This is a genomic window from Pseudactinotalea suaedae (genome assembly GCF_009733815.1).
In the GTDB taxonomy this organism is placed as follows: domain Bacteria; phylum Actinomycetota; class Actinomycetes; order Actinomycetales; family Beutenbergiaceae; genus Pseudactinotalea; species Pseudactinotalea suaedae.
In genome coordinates this window covers 57,031-76,714 of record NZ_WNXY01000005.1, presented here as the reverse complement: position 1 = coordinate 76,714, position 19,684 = coordinate 57,031, and the positions used below count along the sequence as shown (strand labels likewise).

At 71.4% G+C, this 19,684-nt stretch carries 14 protein-coding genes; 1 reads left to right on the top strand and 13 read right to left on the bottom strand.

Annotated elements, in window-relative coordinates; genetic code table 11:
• Window positions 1-30: 30 nt before the first annotated feature.
• Window positions 31-2,691, top strand: a complete 2,661-nt coding sequence (locus GPA04_RS10225; RefSeq protein ID WP_156223990.1) for a tetratricopeptide repeat protein — start codon at window positions 31-33, stop codon at window positions 2,689-2,691.
• A 30-nt stretch (window positions 2,692-2,721) separates the two neighbouring features.
• Here the strand turns inward: GPA04_RS10225 and GPA04_RS10220 are convergent, their stop codons facing one another.
• The 13 genes from GPA04_RS10220 to nuoE form a co-directional block, all read right to left on the bottom strand.
• Complete coding sequence (locus GPA04_RS10220; RefSeq protein WP_156223989.1) at window positions 2,722-3,615, bottom strand: hypothetical protein; 894 nt, start codon at window positions 3,613-3,615, stop codon at window positions 2,722-2,724.
• A 110-nt stretch (window positions 3,616-3,725) separates the two neighbouring features.
• Window positions 3,726-5,261, bottom strand: coding sequence for an ATP-dependent DNA ligase (locus tag GPA04_RS10215; protein ID WP_156224121.1), 1,536 nt, complete (start codon window positions 5,259-5,261; stop codon window positions 3,726-3,728).
• 154 nt (window positions 5,262-5,415) lie between these two features.
• Entirely contained in the window at window positions 5,416-6,411 is a 996-nt protein-coding gene (locus tag GPA04_RS10210) for a polyprenyl synthetase family protein (protein WP_156223988.1), read from the bottom strand.
• Window positions 6,408-7,976 (bottom strand): NADH-quinone oxidoreductase subunit NuoN, encoded by a 1,569-nt coding sequence (gene nuoN, locus GPA04_RS10205; protein ID WP_170299355.1) that lies wholly within the window; start codon window positions 7,974-7,976, stop codon window positions 6,408-6,410. Before nuoN ends, GPA04_RS10210 begins: the two co-directional genes overlap by 4 nt.
• Window positions 7,976-9,538 (bottom strand): NADH-quinone oxidoreductase subunit M, encoded by a 1,563-nt coding sequence (locus GPA04_RS10200; protein WP_156223986.1) that lies wholly within the window; start codon window positions 9,536-9,538, stop codon window positions 7,976-7,978. The genes nuoN and GPA04_RS10200 overlap by 1 nt, the downstream gene beginning before the upstream one ends.
• 30 nt (window positions 9,539-9,568) lie before the next feature.
• Window positions 9,569-11,479 carry an NADH-quinone oxidoreductase subunit L gene (gene nuoL, locus GPA04_RS10195; protein ID WP_156223985.1) on the bottom strand — a complete coding sequence of 637 codons (1,911 nt, stop codon included), beginning with the start codon at window positions 11,477-11,479 and terminating at the stop codon, window positions 9,569-9,571.
• A gap of 7 nt (window positions 11,480-11,486) precedes the next feature.
• Window positions 11,487-11,786 (bottom strand): NADH-quinone oxidoreductase subunit NuoK, encoded by a 300-nt coding sequence (gene nuoK, locus GPA04_RS10190; protein WP_156223984.1) that lies wholly within the window; start codon window positions 11,784-11,786, stop codon window positions 11,487-11,489.
• Complete coding sequence (locus GPA04_RS10185) at window positions 11,783-12,622, bottom strand: NADH-quinone oxidoreductase subunit J (RefSeq protein ID WP_241680724.1); 840 nt, start codon at window positions 12,620-12,622, stop codon at window positions 11,783-11,785. The genes nuoK and GPA04_RS10185 overlap by 4 nt, the downstream gene beginning before the upstream one ends.
• Entirely contained in the window at window positions 12,619-13,404 is a 786-nt protein-coding gene (gene nuoI, locus GPA04_RS10180) for an NADH-quinone oxidoreductase subunit NuoI (RefSeq protein ID WP_277754298.1), read from the bottom strand. Before nuoI ends, GPA04_RS10185 begins: the two co-directional genes overlap by 4 nt.
• On the bottom strand, window positions 13,401-14,855 hold the full coding sequence (gene nuoH, locus GPA04_RS10175) for an NADH-quinone oxidoreductase subunit NuoH (protein WP_156223983.1): 1,455 nt from the start codon (window positions 14,853-14,855) through the stop codon (window positions 13,401-13,403). Before nuoH ends, nuoI begins: the two co-directional genes overlap by 4 nt.
• Window positions 14,852-17,515, bottom strand: coding sequence for an NADH-quinone oxidoreductase subunit G (locus GPA04_RS10170; protein WP_156223982.1), 2,664 nt, complete (start codon window positions 17,513-17,515; stop codon window positions 14,852-14,854). Before GPA04_RS10170 ends, nuoH begins: the two co-directional genes overlap by 4 nt.
• Window positions 17,512-18,840, bottom strand: coding sequence for an NADH-quinone oxidoreductase subunit NuoF (gene nuoF, locus GPA04_RS10165; protein WP_156223981.1), 1,329 nt, complete (start codon window positions 18,838-18,840; stop codon window positions 17,512-17,514). The genes GPA04_RS10170 and nuoF overlap by 4 nt, the downstream gene beginning before the upstream one ends.
• Complete coding sequence (gene nuoE, locus GPA04_RS10160) at window positions 18,837-19,682, bottom strand: NADH-quinone oxidoreductase subunit NuoE (protein WP_241680723.1); 846 nt, start codon at window positions 19,680-19,682, stop codon at window positions 18,837-18,839. Before nuoE ends, nuoF begins: the two co-directional genes overlap by 4 nt.
• Window positions 19,683-19,684: the final 2 nt, after the last annotated feature.

Genomic DNA, 19,684 nt, shown 5'->3' with positions numbered 1-19,684 from the left:
CCGCAGCACCCGGCTCACTAGAGTCTCGACATGGACCTCGCGCCGCTGCCCTTCGTGGGGCGTGCCCGCGAGCGCCTGGTCGCTCGGCTGCTGGCTCACGTCGCGGAGACGGCGGCGGCGAACCGGCCCAGGCTCGTCACGCTGGAGGCGGGCACAGGCTGGGGCAAGACGCGGCTGCTGCAGGAGATGTACGGCAGGCTCGCGGCCCAGCAGCCGGAGCCTGCGTACTGGCCACCCACGCTGCTCGGCGCCACCGGAAACGAGCAGCTCAGCCTCGAGGGCCGCCGCAAGCGCCTGTACCCGGCGACCTTCGCACCCCCGGCGGGTGCGCTCCCGCACTGGTTCTGGTGGGGCATCACCGCCGGCGCGCACCGCAGCGGGACCCCGGTGCAGGCACTGGCCCAGGACCTGATCCAGGTCCAGGCACACGCGCCTGCGCTGGAGCGGCGCTGGCGGGAGCTCGCCGGACCCGCGGCGAAGGCCGGAAGGCTGCTGCGCGGCGAGGACGCCGCCGAGCTGGGCACGCTGCTGCGCGAGGAGGGCATCGGCCGCGCCGCCGAGGCGGTCCTCGGGTCCGCCGTGCCCGGTCTCGGCTTCCTGATGTGGGCCGGCGGCGTGATCTGGCGCCAGCAGCAACGATGGTCGGCCGAGAACCGCGCGCACCCCGAGGTCGACGTCCGCGGCCAGGACCGCACCGATCTCGTGACCGAGCTGGCCACGAGCCTGGGCTCGTTCGCGCGGGTGGGTCTCCCGGTCGTCATCGTCGTCGAGGACCTGCACGACGGCGATGCCTCCCTGGTCGAGCTCCTCACCCGGGTCCTGTCCAGCCCGACCGGCCCTGTGCTGGTCGTCGCCACGGCATGGCCCGGCCTCCTGGACCGTCCGGACGTCCCCGCGGCACGGCTGCTCGCCGAGGTCCCGGCCGCACGCGTCCACCGGTTGCAGCAGCCGCAGGACCTGCCCGACCTCGAGCAGGACGCCCTGCTCGACCTCGTGGCGCATCTGCTCCCTGAGGCGAGCGCCGGCGACCGCAGGCTGCTGACCTCGCGGTTCACCACGCCCCTGACCATCGAGGTCGCCTGCTCGGTCCGCAGCATCAGGGAGGCGGTCGCCGACGGCGACCTGCAGGCCGAGGACGTCGACGAGCTGCCTCGGGACGTCGAGGGTCTGTACCGCGTGGTGTGGAACCAGCTCCCGGAGCCGACGCGAGAGGCGCTGATGCTGGCGGCGATGACCACGCCGCGCATGGTGGGCAACCTGTTCCGGGACGGGAGCTGGGATCCCGACGTGGTGGCAGCCGCGATCGCCACCCTGCCGTGGCTCGACGACGCCGTCCGGGTGGTCCTCACCGAGGCCGGTGACGAGACGAACGCCTACGCCTGGGTCCGCCGGGTGGACGAGTGGCTGCGCCGCTTCCACGAGCCGGCTCAGCTCGCCATCGCCGCCGACGCCGCGCAGGAGAGCCTGGGACGCCGACGTCGACAGGCCGTGCACGAGGCGCTCGCCGGGCACCTGCACCCCCGCTCCCCCGCGCTGTCACCCAGTGCCCGGCGGTGGCAGGCGCAGGTGCTGGTCTCGCTCGCCTCCGAGGGCTTCGTCGACTGGACCGACGGCGTCTGGCAGTCCTTCGACCTGCTCGTCGACGAGGCGCGCGAGCAGCCCGACGTCGACAGCCTCCGCACCGTGGCCGCGCTGCTGGCGAGCGCGCCGGAGCGGCCGGACCGGACCGCGCGGCTGAACGACCGCCGCCTGCTCGGCGAGACCCTGGACCGGCTGGGCCGCATCCCGGAGGCGATCGAGGTCCTCACCTCGGTCGTGGAGTCACGAGCCGAGGCCGGTGACCTGGGCGTGGCGTACGCCGTCGACCTCAACGCACTCGCGCTCGCCCTCAGCGAGAGCGGTCATCCGGACCGCGCACTCGAGCTGCTCGGCACGGTGCGCCAGATCCTGACCGCCGAGCACGGGCCTGATTCCCCCGAGCTGTGGATCACGCGCAACAACATCGCGATGACCCTCGACGAGCTCGGCCGGACCGAGGAAGCGGTCGGGCTGCTGGAGGAGCTGGTCGCCGACATCGGCAGCGTCGACCCCGCCAGCGCCAGCTTCGACACCGCGCGCACCAACCTCGCGCAGTGCTACGCGAGCACCGACGACCTGGAGCACGCGATCTTCTTCAGCCAGAGCTCGGCCCACCTCGCGAGCACCCGGCACGGCCCGCGGCACCCGTTGACGCTCGAGGCGCTCGCCACGCTGGCCCACGTCGCCTGGCGGGCCGGCGCGGCGAGCCTGGCGCGCGAGGTCGCGGACCGGCTCGTCACCACCGCGGACGACGTGCTCGGCGGCGAGCACCTGCGGGCCAGGATGTACCGCGATCTCGCCGAGGCGTTGAACGAGGGCGAGCCACCGGCGCCGCCGGTGTGGCTGCCACCCTGGTCGCTCGAGGACGAGACGCTGCTCCTCGAGGGCCGTAACGAGCAGGGTGCGCAGATCTACGCGTTCGTGCGCATCCATCCCGATCGCCTCGACGACCTCCGGACAGCGCTCGAGTCAGGCACGAGCGTCCACCCGCAGGAGTGGGGGTCGGTGATCGCCAGCGGCCAGGGCGAGCCGACACCGCGCACGATCGCCATGACCGGGATCCCCGAGCACCTCTTCCAGGTCACGCCGAGGGCCGCCACAGACGCTCCGTAGCGCCCGCTGGGTGGCGATCACGCCGAGCCGTCAGACCGGGGCGCGGCGCCGCAGGCGCGCGAGGATCGGCCGCGACGGTCTGCGCGCCGTGGCCAACCCGTCCGCGAGTCCCGCTGCCGCTGCCGCCCACACCTCCGACGCCTCGGGCAACCCCGCCGGCCGGTCCGCCAGCCACAGGCACTCGTGCAACCGGGACGCGTAGGCGCCGAGCTCGCCCGAGGCGAGCCCCTCGCTCGCCAGCGGCAGCGTCAGGGCCTGTGCGACGTCGTCGTGCACACGCTCGACGGCGTCCTGGATCGGGCCGCGCATGAATCCCGGCAGGCCCGTGGCAGCCTCGAGCAGCGACTCTCGCGCCTCCAGCGCCAGGTCCACCACCTCGCCGGGACGCGCGCTCGGCGCGCGTGGGCGTACCGGCGGCGTGGGGATCAGCGCGGCCAGCAGCGCCTCGTGGACCGCGCCGTCGTCGGCCGTGCCGGCCCAGCCGGGGGCGATGGTGACCACCGGGGCGTAGCCCTCGCGGCGAACTCGGACCGGCCCGGCCATCGGAGGCTGGGGCCCGCGCACGCGCTGCTGGGAGGAGCCGAGGTGACGTGCCGTGCTCGACCCGCTGGGGACGGCTGCGGCGATCGCGGCAGCCCAGTCGCCGGTCCGCACCTGGGCGGCCTGCTGCAGCGCGTCGGAGACCGCGCCGGCCAGCCCGTCGCTGGGCAGCGTGCGTCGCCACTGCGGGTCGAGATCCAGGCGCACGACCGTGCCGTGCCGGTCCATGCCCACGTGCACGAGGCTCTCGGCGTCGGTACCCATCGCGAGCGCCGGCAGTGCGGCGCGGCCTGCTGCCAGCACCTCGACCACACCCTCGACGTCGGCTCGCAGCCGCCCCAGCGCCGACGCCGACGTCTCCGGCCTCGAGGTCCCTGCTGTCACTGCGCCTGGCCCTCCGTCGCCGCCATCTCGCCCGCCACGCTAGGTGGTGCCCGGATCGGGGTCGAGGGCAGAGCTCCCCATCGGTCCTGACCGCCGGGGACCGGCCGAGGTCAGCGCAGCAACGCTCGGAGCGAGTCGATCGTGTCGGCCTCCGCGGGTGGTTTGGCGTGCGCGCCGGTGCGGTACCGCTTGACGCGCGCGAACCGCAGCGCCACCCCGCCCGGGTAACGGGTGGAGCGCTGCACGCCGTCGATCGCGATCTCGACGACGGTGCTCGGCTCCACCATGACCACCCCGGGTGTGCCGGGGCCGGGGCGCGCGATCGTCGGGAAGTACTCGGTCTGCCAGCGCAGCAGCGCATCGGTCAGGCCCTTGAACGTCTTGCCGACCATGACGAAACCACCGGCCTCGCCGAACTCGCCCTCGGGGTCCCGCGCTCCGAGGTGCAGGTTCGACAGCCAGCCGGTGCGGCGGCCGTAACCCCACTCGGCGCCGAGCACCACCAGGTCGAACGTCAGCACCGGCTTGACCTTCAGCCACCGCTTGCCGCGGCGACCGGCCTCGTAGGTGGAGTCGATCCCCTTGACGACCACGCCCTCGTGCCCGGCAGCCAGCGCCTCTGCGAGGACGCGCTCGGCCACCTCCGGGTCATCGGTCACCTCACCCGGCACCAGGTGCGCGCCCACCCGCTGTGCCAGCAGCTCCCGACGGCGGCCCAGTGGCACTCCGAGGAGGTCCTCGCCATCGGCGTGGAGCATGTCGAAGAAGAAGGTGGACAGGTGCGAGGCCGGCTGCCCGGCCACCTCGGTGTGGCGGCCGAACCTGCTCATCGTCTCGGCGAACGGCTTCGCCTTGCCGTCCTCACCGAGCCGGAGGGTCTCGCCGTCGAGGATCAGGTCACCACCGGGGAAGGACTCGACCAGCGCGACCACCTCGGGGACGCGGTCGGTGATGTCGGCGAGGCTGCGGGTGTAGGCCCGCACGGTGCCGCCGGTGCGGTGCACCTGCAGCCGGGCACCGTCGAGCTTGGCCTCGACCGAGGCCTCGCCCGCGGTCGCCACCGCCTCGGAGGCCGTGGCCGCGGTGCCGGCCAGCATCGGCAGCACCGGGACGCCGGGCGTCAGGCCGATCGCGCCGAGATCGGCGCCGGCGAGCGCGAGTCGCGCGGTCTCCGCGACCGCGCCCGTGAGCATCGCGGCGCGACGCACGGTGGTCGCCGCGATCCCGGTCGCTGCCGCCACGGCATCGAGCACGGCGGCGTCCAGCGCCCCGGTGCGCATGTCACCGAGCAGCACGCGGGTGAGGAAGTCCTGCTCGGCGGACGTGGCCGCTGCCAGCAGCGCCTGCAGCGTCTCGGTCCGTACCGCGGCGGAGCCGCTCCCACCGGCCTGGGCGAGCGCCTGGAGGGCGAGATCGACGTCGAGGACCGTGAGGGTCGCCGTCGGGCTGGGCTCGCCACGCACGCTGCTGAGGGTGCGCCAGCCCACCCCGGTCCGCCCCTGCCTCGGACGCCCGACCAGCATCCCGACCGCGGGGACCACCTCATCGGGCTCGAGCTCCCTCAGCAGCCCGGCCAACGAGGCGACCTTGGCGCGTTTCGAGGACGTCGCGGCCACCTCCTCCGCGACCTCGACCACCCGCAGCATCGTCGTCACGGCACCAGCCTCCCACCCACCCCCGACATGCTCTCGGTGCGTGGAAACCGGCAGGGAGCGAAAGTGCGTTGAAACCGGCAGGGGGGCGAAAGTGCGTTGAAACCGAAGGGGGGGGGGCGAAAGTGCGTTGAAACCGGAAGGGGAGTCAGGCGAGGCGGTCGACGACGATGTCGGCGAAGGCGATGAGGGCGCGCCGGGCGGCGGAGTCGGGGAGGGTCTCGAGCTCGGTGACGGCGTCCGTGGCCCACTGGCGTGCGAGCACGCGGGTCTCCTCCAGCACCTCGTGCCGGCGGAGCCGCTCGAGCGTGGAGGCGCGCACGTCCTCGTCGTCGGAGTCCAGGTCGCGCAGGATGCCGGCGCCGACCTCGTCGACGTCCCCCGCGGCGGCGCGGGCTCGCAGCAGCAGCACCGGCATCGTGGCGACGCCGGCGCGCAGGTCCGTGCCGGGCTCCTTGCCGAGGGTCTCGGCGTCGGAGATCAGGTCGATGACGTCGTCGGCGAGCTGGAAGGCGACACCGACCTTCTCGCCGTAGGCGATCGAGGCGCGACCCGAGAGCTCGTCGGCACCGGAGAACAGCGTCCCGTACTTCGCGGCCGCTGCGATCAGCGAGCCGGTCTTGTCCGAGAGCACGCCGATGTAGTGGGCGACCGCGTCCTCGCCCTCCCCCGGACCGAGCGTCTCGTGCAGCTGGCCCAGCACGAGGCGCTCGAACGCGTCCGCCTGGATGCGCACCGCGACCGGCCCCAACGCGGAGACCATCTGCGAGGCCTTGGCGAACAGCAGGTCGCCCGTGAGGATCGCCACCGAGTTGCCCCACAGCTGCTGCGCGCTGGGGGCGCCCCGGCGCAGCGGCGCGTCGTCCATGACGTCGTCGTGATACAGCGTCGCCAGGTGGGTCAGCTCGGTGGCGACGGCGGCCGTGCGCACCTCCTCGTTGATGCCCGACCCGAAGTGGGAGGTGAGCAGCACCAGCACCGGCCGCAGCCGCTTGCCGCCCGCCTCCATGAGGTGACGGGTCGGCGTCTGCACCAGCGGGTTGGCGTTCGCTGCCGCCTCGATCAGGCGTCGCTCGATGCTCTCCAGCTCGCCGAGGATCTCCTCCTCGAGCCGGTCGTCGCCCAGCGGCAGGGGGGATGTCACAGCAAGAACTTCGACGCCTGCGCCGCCACCGCCAGCACGGCGGTCGGCACCACACCCACCAGCACGGTGCCGACCGCGCACACGACGACCGCCACCGCGGTGAGACCCTCGCTGCGCACGACCGTGGTCGCGGAGCCGTCCTCACCCGTCGCGGGCTCGGTGAAGAACATGAGCACGATGATCCGCACGTAGAAGAACGCCGCCGCGGCCGAGGCCAGCACGGCGATCACGACGAGCGGCCAGTCGCCGCCGGCGACCGCCGCGCCGAACACCGCGAACTTCCCGGTGAACCCCGCGGTCAGCGGGATACCGGCGAACGAGAGCAGGAACAGCGCGAAGCACACGGCCAGCACCGGGCTGCGCCGGCCCAGACCGGCCCACTCCGACAGGTGCCCCGCCTCGCCCACGAGGTTGCCCTCGGCGTCCTTGGTCCGCACGAGCGTCACGAGCGCGAACGCCCCGACCGTCGCCAGGCCGTAGGCCAGCAGGTAGACGAGGATCCCGGAGATGCCGCGCTCGTCGAGCGCGATGATCCCGAGCAGCAGGAACCCGGCGTGCGCCACCGAGGAGTAGGCGAGCGTGCGCTTCATGTCGGTCTGCACGATCGCGAGCACCGTGCCGACCACCATGGTGAGGATGGCGACGATCCACAGGAACGGCGCGAGGTCCCAGCCGAGCCCGGGCGTGACCACGTAGACGAACCGCAGCAGCGCCGCGAACGCCGCGACCTTGGTGCAGGCCGCCATGAACCCGGTGATCGGCGTCGGCGCGCCCTGGTACACGTCAGGGGTCCAGGAGTGGAACGGCACCGCACCGACCTTGAAGAGCAGCCCGATGATCACGAGCGCGCTGCCGGCGAGCAGCAGGCCGTCCATGCCGGAGACCAGCGGCACCGCCGTCGCGATGTCGGCCAGGTGGACCGAACCCGCGTAGCCGTACAGCAGCGCCAGCCCCATGAGGAAGAACGCGGAGGAGAACGCGCCCAGGAGGAAGTACTTCAGCGACGCCTCCTGCGAGACCAGACGACGGCGGCGGGCCATCCCCGCGAGCAGGTACAGCGGCAGCGAGAGCACTTCGAGCGCGATGAACATCGTCAGCAGGTCGGCGGCTGCGGGGAACACCAGCATGCCGGTGACCGCGAACATCGTCAGCGGGAACACCTCGGTCTGCGCGAGACCCGCGCGCCGGGCCTGGCCCTCGTACTCCGACCCGGGGATCGCGGAGGCGGTGGGCGTGAACGCGTCCTCGCCGCGTGCCCTGTCGGCGATCACCAGCAGCGCGAGCAGCGCGAGGATCAGCAGGATCGCCTGGAACAGCAGCGCCGGTGCGTCCTCGCGGAGAGCCCCGGCCACCAGCGAGCTGGGGCCGTCCTGCTGCACCACGGTCCAGCGCCAGGTGACGGCGACCAGAGCGCCGCCGAGCGCGAGCGCGGCCACGACCACCTGCACCAGACGGCGCGAGCCGCGCGGGACGAACGCCTCGACGAGGACGCCGATGACGGCGGCCCCGAGCAGGATCAGGACCGGCGAGAGGGCAGCCCACTCGATGTGCGGCGCGACGAACATCAGGCAACCCCTCCGGTCACGAGTGCGGCGACTGTCTCGCTCAGCGGCGTGAGCAGGTCGAGGACGGGCGCAGGATAGAAGCCGAGCACGAGCATCGCCGCGATCAGCACACCCATGACGGCCTTCTCACGACCGTTCAGGTCCGGCATGCCGGCATGGTTCGCCGACGGCGGACCGGTGAAGACGCGCTGATAGGCGAGCAGGATGTAGAGCGCGGCCAGGACGACGCCGAGCACGGCCACGATCGCCATCCACGGCGCGACCTCGAACGTCCCGAGCAGCACCAGGTACTCCGGCACGAAGCCGGACAGACCCGGCAGCGCGAGCGACGCCAGGCCGGACACCAGGAAGGTCCCGGCGATGACGCGGGTGATCCTCTGCATGCCCGAGTAGGCACCCATGTCCTGCGTTCCGCCGCGCTGCGTCAGGAACCCGGCGACGAGGAACATGCCCGCTGTCGAGACACCGTGGGCGACCATGTAGATCATCGAGCCGGTGACCGCCGTCGCGCTGCCCACGAAGATGCCGAGCACGATGAAACCGAAGTGCGACACCGAGGTGAACGCGATCAGCCGCATCATGTCGTTCTGACCGATCGCGAGCAGCCCGCCGTACAGGATCGAGATCAGCGCCAGCACGATGATCACCGGGGCCGCGGCGGCCGCGGCGTTCGGGAACAGCGGCAGGCAGAGCACGATCATCCCGAAGGTGCCGACCTTGTCCAGCACGCCGACCAGCAGGGTCGAGGTGCCGGGTGTCGCCTGCTGCGCCGCGTCCGGCAGCCACGTGTGCACCGGCCACATCGGCGCCTTGATCGCGAACGCGATGAAGAAGCCGAGGAACAGCAGCATCTCGGTGATCAGCGGCACCCCGGCGGCGTCGAGGCCGGGCGCCTGGTCGAGCAGGAACGCCTGGGGCCCCTGGTCGGTCCCCACGAAGAAGTACCCGATCACCGCGGCGAGCATCAGCAGCCCACCGGCGAGCGAGTAGAGCAGGAACTTGATCGCCGCGTAGCGCCGGTTCGCACCGCCGTAGACGCCGATGAGGAAGTAGACCGGGATCAGCATCGCCTCGAAGACGACGTAGAACAGGAAGATGTCACGCGAGGCGAACACCGCGATCATCAGCGCCTCGAGGACCAGGATCAGCGCGACCCAGCCGGCACGCCGGTAGTCCAACGCCTTCCGCTCGGCGGTCTCGTCGCCGTCGCCCACGGTGGCGGGCAGCGTGACCTCGTTCCACCCCGCGACGATCACGACCGGGACCAGCAGCGTGGCCAGCAGCACCATCACCAGGCCGAGGCCGTTGACGCCGACGGCGTAGCTCGCCCCGAAGGCGGGGATCCAGTCGGCCACCTGGGCGAACTGGGTCTCGTTCGCGGCGCTCACGTCGAAGCCGACAGCGAGGGCGATCGCACCGGCGAGCACGAGGGCGCTCGTCACCAGGCCGATCGGACGGGCCAGGCGGCGCAGCGGTGGGACGAGCCACACCAGCGCGGCCACCACGGCCGGGACAAGGATCAGGACGGTCAGCGGGGACTGTCCGAGAAGAGTCTCAGGCATCAGTTATCTGTTTCTCCCGGGTCTTCCCGCTCAGATCCGCGCCACGAGCACGATGACGAGGACAAGGACCACACCGACGGACATGGCGGCGCTGTAGCTGCGGACGTGACCGTTCTGCAACTTGCGCAGCCGCTCTCCCAGCCCGACCGCGCCGGCGCCGAGGCCGTTCACGGCCCCGTCGACGACGGCGGTGTCCGCGTAGGTCAGGGTGCGCACCGTGTGCGTGCCCGGACGTGCGAACACGGCCTCGTTCACCGAGTCCTGGTAGAGGTCGCGGCGCGCGGCGCGGGTGAGCACCGATCCTGTGGGCGGCATCAGCGGGACGCTGGAGGCCCAGTACTGGCGCCAGGCCAGCAGCACGCCGATCAGCATCAGCACGACGGTGGCGCCCATGATGACCGGGATCGGGATCACCGGGTCGTGGTGCTCGGCGTGACCGGTGACCGGCTCGAGCCAGTGGAAGAACCGGTCGCCGAAGGCCAGGAACGCACCGAGCCCGAGCGAGCCGACCGCCAGCACGATCATCGGCACCGTCATCAGCAGCGGCGACTCGTGGGGGTGCTGCTCCGGGCCGGGAGCCTCGTTCTTGCCGTCGTTCCACCGGGCCTTGCCGTGGAACGTCATGAAGAACAGCCGCGACATGTAGAACGCGGTCAGGCCGGCGGCGAGCAGTGCCACCATGCCGAAGACCCAGGGCTGCCAGCCCTCGCCCACGAACGCGGCCTCGATGATCTTGTCCTTGCTCCAGAAGCCGGACAGACCGGGGAAGCCGATGATCGCGAGCCAGCCGAGACCGAACGTGATCCACGTGACCTTCATGAACCGGCTGAGGCCACCGAAGCCGCGCATGTTCACCTCGTCGTTCATGCCGTGCATGACCGAACCGGCGCCCAGGAACATCCCGGCCTTGAAGAAGCCGTGCGTGAGCAGGTGGAAGATCGCGAACGCGTACCCGATCGGGCCGAGGCCCGCCGCGAGCATCATGTAGCCGATCTGGGACATCGTCGATGCCGCCAGGGCCTTCTTGATGTCGTCCTTCGCACAACCGACGATCGCACCGAACACCAGCGTGATGGCACCGACGATGACGACCAGGAGCTGCGCCGTCGGGCTCGCCTCGAAGATCGCACCGGAGCGGACCACGAGGTACACGCCGGCCGTGACCATGGTCGCGGCGTGGATGAGCGCGGAGACCGGCGTCGGGCCGGCCATCGCGTCACCGAGCCAGGCCTGCAGCGGGAACTGCGCGGACTTGCCGCAGGCACCGATGAGCAGCGCGATGCCGATCGCGGTCGCCCAGCCCTCGCTCAGCTCGGGTGCCGCGGCGAACACGGTCTCGAAGTCGACCGAGCCGATGCTGGCGAACATCGCTCCCATCGCGATGATCAGGCCCATGTCTCCGACACGGTTCATCACGAACGCCTTCTTGGCGGCGACCGCGTACTCGGTGCGCTGGTTCCAGAACCCGATCAGCAGGTAGGACGCCAGACCCACGCCCTCCCAGCCGACGAACAGGAGCGCGAAGGAGTCGGCGAGCACCAGGATCAGCATCGCTGCGATGAACAGGTTGAGATAGGCGAAGAACCGGCGCCGGTCGTCGTCGTGCTCCATGTACGCGACCGCGTAGACGTGGATCAGCGTGCCGACGAACGTGATCAGCAGGAGGAAGGTCGCCGAGAGCGGGTCCACGAGGAACCCGGCGTCCACGTCCAGCTCACCCGCGGGGATCCACGAGAACAGGTGCACGTCCACGGCGCGGTCCTCCGCGCCCCGGCCGAGCAGCCCGAACAGGATCACGAAGGCCATCACGGCGGAGGCGGCCGAGGCCAGCACCCCGAGCCAGTGCCCCCAGCCGTCGCTGCGGCGACCGAGCAGCAGCAGGACACCGGCGCTGGCCAGCGGTACCGCCACGATCAGGATGGCGGCGAGGTCGATGCTCATGCGCGCCTCAGCTCTTGAGCAGGCTGGCGTCGTCGAGCGACGCGGACCCGCGAGTTCGGAAGATGGACACGATGATCGCCAGCCCGATGACCACCTCGGCGGCGGCGACGACCATCACGAAGAAGGCGATCACCTGGCCGGTGAGGTCTCCGTGCATGCGCGCGAACGTCACCAGGGTGAGGTTGGCGGCGTTGAGCATCAGCTCGACACCCATGAACGCGACGATCGCGTTGCGGCGCACGAGCACCGCCGTGCCGCCGATCGCGAACAGGATGCCGGACAGGACCAGGTAGTTGAGGATGCTCACTGCTCGAGCTCCTTACGCTCATCGGCAGCTCCGGGCACGGCTGCAGGCTCCTCGCCCTGGCCGTAGGGCCTGCCGGCATCGGCGAGCTCCTCGGCGCTGGGCAGGTTCGACTCCTGCCCGCGGATCCGGAGCACCGTGGTGATCGACGCCTCGACCGGCTCACCGGCCGCGTCGACGGCAGGCATGTCCGCCGAGTTGTGCCGCGCGTAGACGCCCGGGTTCGGCCGGTTGGTGATGAGGGTGGAGCTGGCTCCGGCGCCGTACGCCTTGAGCTTGGCCGCGGCCATCTCCTTCTGCCCGAACTTGGCCCCGAGCCGGACGCGGTGCGTGAGGCTCAGCGCGCCCACGGCGGCCGTGATCAGCAGCGCCCCGGTGAGCTCGAAGGGGAAGATGAAGTCCGAGAACAGGATCCGCGCGACGCCGACCGCGTTGGTGTCGGCGTTGGCCTCGGCCAGCCCGACCGGTGCCGGCAGCGCGGCCCGGGTGGTGATGGCACCCATCAGCACCAGCAGCCCGACGCCGGCGAGCGCGGCGAGCCAGCGCTGCCCGGTCAGGGTCTCCTTGAGCGACTCGGTGGAGTCGACGCCGATCAGCATGATGACGAAGACGAAGAGCATCATCACGGCGCCCGTGTAGACCACGACCTGGGCGACCCCGAGGAACGTGGCCTCGTTCGCGATGTACATGACGGCGAGCCCGACCATGACGCCGGCGACAGCGACCGCGATGTGCACGGTCCTGCGCGCGAACAGCAGCCCCAGCGCTCCCATCACCATCAGCGGCGCCAGGATCCAGAACAGGACCGCTTCACCGCTCGAGATGGTCATCTCGGTCATGACGCTGCCCCCGCGCTGCCCTCGGAACGGGCGCTGCCGCGCTTCGCGGCGGCGGTCGCCGACTCCAGCGACGGCTCGTCCGGGCGGTTGCGTCGCACCCACTCGACCTCGTCGGCGGTCGGGCCGGTGACCTCACCCTGGTAGTAGCTGCCGTCGGTGGTGCCCTCAGCCATCGGGTGCGGCGCGGCGAGCATGCCCTCGCGCAGCGGCGCGAGCAGGTCGTCCTTGGTGAAGATCAGCTTCTCGCGGGTCTGGTCGGCGAGCTCGAACTCGTTGGTCATCGTCAGCGCGCGGGTGGGGCATGCCTCGATGCACAGCCCGCAGAAGATGCAGCGCAGGTAGTTGATCTGGTAGACGCGGCCGTACCGCTCACCGGGCGAGTACTGCGCCTCGGGCGTGTTGCTCGCGCCCTCGACGTAGATCGCGTCCGCGGGGCAGGCCCAGGCGCACAGCTCGCAGCCGATGCACTTCTCGAGCCCGTCGGGGTACCGGTTGAGCTGGTGACGCCCGTGGTAGCGGGGCTCCACGGGGGCCTTCTCCCGGGGGTACTGCTCGGTGACGACCGGCTTGAACAGCGTCGCCATCGTGACGCCGAAGCCGGCCACCGGCGCCACGAGGGCCTCGACGGCGTTCTTGGGCTCGGGGATGAGGGAGGCGGCGTGCACGCCCTTGACCTCGCCGATCCCCTGGCCGCCACGAGCGGGCTTGGCGACGTCAGAGCTGGCGGGCTGCTTGTCGGTCCCGCCGCGCTCGTGCGGCATGGGTGTGGTCTCGTCGCTCACTTCTCGTCCTCCCCTGCGCCGGCAGCGGGGCTCGCTGCCGGTGCGGCGGCTGGTGTGGTGACGCGCGCGCGGCGCGGTGACGGTGGCAGCTCCTGGCCCGGCAGAGGGGGCACCGGGAAGCCGCCGGCGAAGGCGTCGAACGGCTCCTCCGTGGCGCGCTTCCTGCCGGGCTTGTCCGTGCCCGGACGCTTCGTGCCGGACGTGGTGGCCGACCTGCCCGCTCCGACCTTGGCCGCACCACCGCGGGCGCTCGCGCCCGCCTTGGCCGGCTTCTCCTCGTCCTCGCCCGGGAACAGCAGCATCAGCACCGCGATGACCACGAGACCACCGACGACGCCGAGCAGCAGCTGTCGCCACTCGAGGGTGAGGAACTCACCACCGAAGCTCAGCACCGGGTCGGGGCCGGTGGACAGGCCCTTGAGCACGGCGTAGAAGACCACGGTGACCAGGCCGGCCGGGATCAGCACCTTCCAGCCGAAGTTCATGAACTGGTCGTAGCGGAACCGCAGCAGCGTGCCGCGCACCCACACGAAGAACGCCATGATCAGCCAGAGCTTGGCGAGGAACCACACGACGCCCCACCAGCCGGTGTCGAACATGCCGTCGTTGATCAGGCCGATGCCGAACGGTGCCCGGTAGCCGCCGAGGAACAGGGTGGTGGCGACCGCGGAGACGTTGAGCATGTTGATGTACTCGGCCAGGAAGAACCAGGCGAACTTCATCGAGGAGTACTCGGTGTGGAAGCCACCGACCAGCTCGCCCTCGGCCTCGGGGAGGTCGAACGGGAGCCGGTTCGTCTCGCCGACCATCGAGATCACGTAGAGCACGAAGGCGGGCAGCAGCGTGAACGCCCACCAGGTGTTCTCCTGCGAGCCGACGATCTGCGAGGTCGACATCGAGCCGGACCACAGGAAGACGCTCACCAGCGCGAGGCTCATCGCGAGCTCGTAGGAGATGATCTGCGCCGTCGAGCGGACCGCGCCGAGCAGCGGGTAGGTCGAGCCGGACGCCCAGCCGCCCAGCACGATGCCGTACACACCGAGCGCGGTGATGCCGAGGATGTAGAGGACCGCGACCGGGAAGTCGGTCATCTGCAGCGGGGTGACCACGCCGAAGATGCTGACCTCAGGGCCGAACGGGATCACGGCGAACACCATGAAGGCGCAGAACACCGAGATGATCGGGGCGATCAGGTAGATCACCTTGTCGGCCGCCTTGACGGTGATGTCCTCCTTGAGCAGGAGCTTCATCGCGTCGGCGAGGGACTGCAGCAGCCCGAACGGGCCGTTCCAGTTCGGACCGGACCGCTGCTGGAAGCGGGCGACGAGACGTCGCTCGAACCAGATCGCGAACAGCACGGACAGCAGCAGGAACACCAGGATCACGACGGCCTTGACGATCGTGATCCAGATCGTGTCGTTGCTGAAGTCCGCGATCGGTACCGCGCTCATCGGATGACCTCCCCGTTCGTCGCACGTTCGGCCGAGGCCAGGCGGACCGAGCCGCCCGAGCCGACACCCAGCATCCGGTACAGCGACGAGCCCGGCGAGTGCAGCGGCAGCCACACCACGTGATCGGGCATCGGCGTCACCAGCACCGGGAGCGTGACCGAGCCGAGCGGCCCGACCACGGTGAGCCGGTCGCCGTCGGCGACACCCTGACTGCTCGCCGTGCCGGGCGAGACGCGCACGACCGGCCGGTGGGCGGTCCCGGCCAGGTACGGCTCGCCGTCCTGGCCGCGGGCGGCGTCGAGCATCAGACGCCAGGTGGCGACCGTGTGCTCGCCCGCGCTCGGGACCGGGGCCGGCGAGGGCTCGACGGCGGGCGCGGGCTGGCGGGCGCCGTCCCAGGCGGCCAGCTCGCTGAGCTCGCGGTGCACGGCCTCGAGCGAACCGGTGCCGAGGTCGACACCCATCCCCTCGGCCAGCATGTCGAGCACCTGGGCGTCCGAGCGGGCGCTGGTGGCGAACACCTGACCGAACGGCCGCGGGCGGCCCTCCCAGTTGAGGAAGGTGCCCGCCTTCATCGTCGGGGGCGCGACCGGCAGCACGACGTCGGCGTAGCGGCTCAGCGCCGAGGTGCGCACCTCCAGCTGCACCACGAAACCTGCCTCGCGCACCGCGCGCTCGGACTCGCCGGCACCCGGCAGGTCCTCGATGTCGATGCCGCCGAGGAGCAGGCCCGCGAGCTCGCCGGACCCGGCGTCCGCGAGGATCGCCGCGTGGTCGCGACCGATCTCGCCGGGGAGGGCGGCGTCGGCGTCGAGGCCCCATGCGCTCGCGACGTCCACGCGCGCCTCGGCGTCGGTGACAGGGCGGCCGCCGGGCAGCAGGCCCGGCAGCAGCCCGACCTCGACGGCGCCGCGGTCGCCCGCGCGTCGTGGCACCCAGGCGAGCCGGGCGCCGGTGGCCTTCGCCAGCTCCAGCACCGCGGTGAGCCCACCGGGGACCTGGGCGAGCCGTTCGCCGACGAGGATGACGGCGCCCTCGGCCCGCAGGCTCTCGGCCAGCTCGGCGTGATCGCCGGTGCCCGCCGCGATCGCGGCCAGGGTGGTGGCCTCCGCACCCGGCTCGGTGGTGACCAGGGCCGCGCGGACCTTGGTCGACCCGCGCGTGGCGAACGGCGCCAGGGTGCTGACCGAGGTCCTGCCCGCCAGCACCGCCTTGCGCAGCCGCAGGAAGATCGTGCCGGCCTCGTCCTCGGGCTCGAGCCCGACGAGCAGCACGTGCGGCGCGGACTCCAGGCCCGCGAAGGTGACGTCCATCGAGACGCCCGCCACGGCGTGGCCGAGGAACTCGGCCTCTTCGGGGCTGTTCGCACGGGCGCGGAAGTCCACGTCGTTGGTGCCGAGCACCACGCGCGCGAACTTGGACCACGCATAGGCGTCCTCGAGCGTGAGGCGACCGCCGGGGAGGACCCCGACCCCGCCGTCGTCGGCGGCCTGTGCCAGACCTCGCGCGGCGAGCGCGATCGCCTCGGACCAGCTGGCCGCGACCAGCTCGCCGGTCTCCTCGTCCCGCACCAGCGGGGTCTGGATCACGTCGGGCAGCGCCTGCCAGGTGAACGCGAAGCGGTCCTTGTCGGTGATCCACTCCTCGTTGACCGCAGGGTCGTCACCGGCCAGCCGGCGCAGCACGACACCGCGCCGGTGGTCGATCCGGATCGCCGAGCCGGAGGCGTCGTGCTCGGCGATCGACTCGGTCGAGACCAGGTCGAACGGGCGCGAGCGGAACCGGTAGGTCGCCGAGGTCAGCGCACCCACGGGGCAGATCTGGATCGTGTTGCCCGAGAAGTACGAGGCGAACGGACGCCCGGTCGCGTCGAGCTCGGCGGTCCCCACCGTGTAGGCGATACCGGACAGCAGCGCAGGGTCGCCGTTCGGGCCGACCATCTGGCCCGTCTCGGCGGCCTCGCGCACCTCGCCGTCGATGCCCGCGAAGCCCAGCACGCCCTCGTCGTACGCGCCGATCTGCTGGGGCAGCATGCCGTGGTCGGCGCCGCCGGGGGCGCCACCGCCGCGGCCCTGCAGGTCGATGAAGGGGTCGCCGGGGATCTCCGCCTGGAAGCGGGTGCAGCGCTGGCACAGGATGCAGCGGTCCCGGTCGAGCAGGATCTCGGTCGAGATCTTGACCGGCTTGGGGTAGGTCCGCTTGACGTCGGTGAACCGGGAGTTGGTGCGACCGTTGCTCATCGCCTGGTTCTGCAGGGGGCACTCGCCGCCCTTGTCGCAGACCGGGCAGTCGAGCGGGTGGTTGATCAGCAGCAGCTCCATGACCCCGTGCTGGGCCTTGTCGGCCACCTCCGAGGTGCGCTGCGTGCTCACCACCATGCCGGGCGAGACCTCCATCGTGCAGGAGGCCTGGGGCTTGGGCATCTCGCGGACGTTGCCCTCGCGGTCCGGGGTCGCGACCATCACGAGGCACTGCCGGCAGGCGCCCGCCGGCTTGAGCAGCGGGTGGTCGCAGAACCGCGGGATCTGGATCCCGATCTGCTCGGCGGCGCGGATGATCAGCGTGCCCTTGGGCACGGTGACCTCGACGCCGTCGATCGTGACGGCGATGCCCTCGACCTCGGCCGGGGTGCCGGGCTTGGGCGTGGCGGTGGTGGTCATCGGGCGGCTCCGGCCAGCTCGGTGAACAGGGCGTTCGCCCCGTAGGGGAAGAGCTCCCACGCAGGCGTGTGCATGCCCTGCTCGAACTCCTCACGGAAGTACTTGATGCCGCTCTTGACCGGCGTCGCCGCGGCGTCGCCCAGCGCGCAGAAGGAGCGGCCCTCGATGTTGTTGGCGACGTCGAGCAGCAGGTCGACGTCACCCTCGCGACCCTGCCCCGCCTCGAGGCGGTGCAGGACCTGGCGCAACCAGTAGGTGCCCTCGCGGCACGGCGTGCACTTGCCGCAGGACTCGTGGCTGTAGAAGTCGAGCCAGCGGGTCACGCAGCGCACCACGGAGACGGTCTCGTCGAAGATCTGCAGCGCGCGGGTACCCAGCATCGAGCCGGCGGCCGCCACGGAGTCGAAGTCGAGTGGGATGTCGAGGTGCTCGGCGGTGAAGATCGGGGTCGAGCTGCCGCCCGGGGTCCAGAACTTCAGCTGGTGGCCGTCGCGGATGCCGCCGGCCAGGTCGAGGAGCTCGCGCAGCGTGATGCCCAGCGGTGCCTCGTACTGCCCCGGGCGGGTGACGTGGCCGGAGAGCGAGAAGAACCCGTGGCCCTTGCTCTTCTCCGTGCCCATCGAGGAGAACCAGTCGATACCGCCCCGGATGATGCCCGGGACCGAGGCGACCGACTCGACGTTGTTCACCACGGTCGGCCGCGCGTACAGGCCGGCGACCGCGGGGAACGGCGGCTTCAGGCGAGGCTGGCCGCGTCGGCCCTCGAGCGAGTCGAGCAGCGCGGTCTCCTCGCCGCAGATGTACGCGCCGGCGCCGGCGTGCACCGTGATCTCCAGGTCGTACCCGGTGCCGAGGATGTTGCTGCCCAGCAACCCGGCCTCACGTGCCTCGCGCACGGCTGCGAGCAGCCGCCGGTACACGTGCACGACCTCGCCGCGCAGGTAGATGAAGGCGTGGTGGGACCCGATGGCGAAGCTGGTGATGGCCATGCCCTCGATCAGCGAGTGCGGGTTGGCCAGCAGCAGCGGGATGTCCTTGCAGGTCCCGGGCTCGGACTCGTCGGCGTTGACCACGAGGTAGCGCGGGCCGCCGTCCGGCGGGGGCAGGAAGGACCACTTGAGGCCGGTGGGGAAGCCGGCGCCACCGCGGCCGCGCAGGCCCGAGTTCTTGACGGTGTCGACGAGGCTGGCCGGCTCCTGGCGGATCGCGTACTTCCACGCGTCGTAGCCGTGGTGCGAGGTGTAGGTGGACAGCGTCCACGGGCGCTCGGCATCCCAGATGTCCGAGAGCACAGGTGCTAGCGGTGCTGCGGTCTGCTCGGTCACGACTCGTCCTCCTCGTCGGGCGCCTTCACGGTGTCGGGGTCGGAGTCGGCCGGGGTCGTCTCCTCGCGCTCGGCGCTCGACTGGGTCTCGGCCACCGGCTCGGTGCCCGCCTCCTCGATCGCCTCTTCGGACGAGACAGGCTCGTCGTCCATGTCGATGTGCGAGGCGTCGATGGCGGGCGCGGTCCAGCCGTTCTCACGGGACAGGGTCAGACCCGCCATGGTCGCGGCGCCACCGGCACCGCCCTCGTCGACGTGGCCGTCCTCGAAACCGGCGAGGACCCGCTCCATCTCACGGAAGGTCGGAACCTTGTCGGCACCGCGGGTCGGGGCCACGGCATCGCCCGCGAGGATCGCGTCGACCACGGCGAGCGCCGACTCCGGCGTCTGGTTGTCGAAGAACTCCCAGTTGATCATCATCACCGGCGCGTAGTCGCACGCGGCGTTGCACTCGATCTGCTCCAGCGTGATCGAGCCGTCCTCGGTGGTCTCGTCGTGGTGGATCCCGAGACGCTCGCTGACCCGCTCGAAGATGGCGTCGCCACCCATGACGGCGCACAGCGTGTTCGTGCAGATCCCCACCGTGTAGGTGCCGTTGGGACGTCGCTTGTACTGGCTGTAGAAGGTCGCGACGGCGGACACGTTCGCGCGGGACAGCCCGAGCGTGTCAGCGCAGAACGCGATCCCCGCGGGCGAGACGTAACCATCCTCGGACTGCACCAGGTGCAGCAGCGGCATCAGGGCCGAGCGGGGCTCGGGGTAGCGCGACACGATCTGGCGAGCATCGCCGTCGAGCCGTTCACGCACCTCGGGTGCGTAACCCAGGAAAGTCTGACGTGTCATCG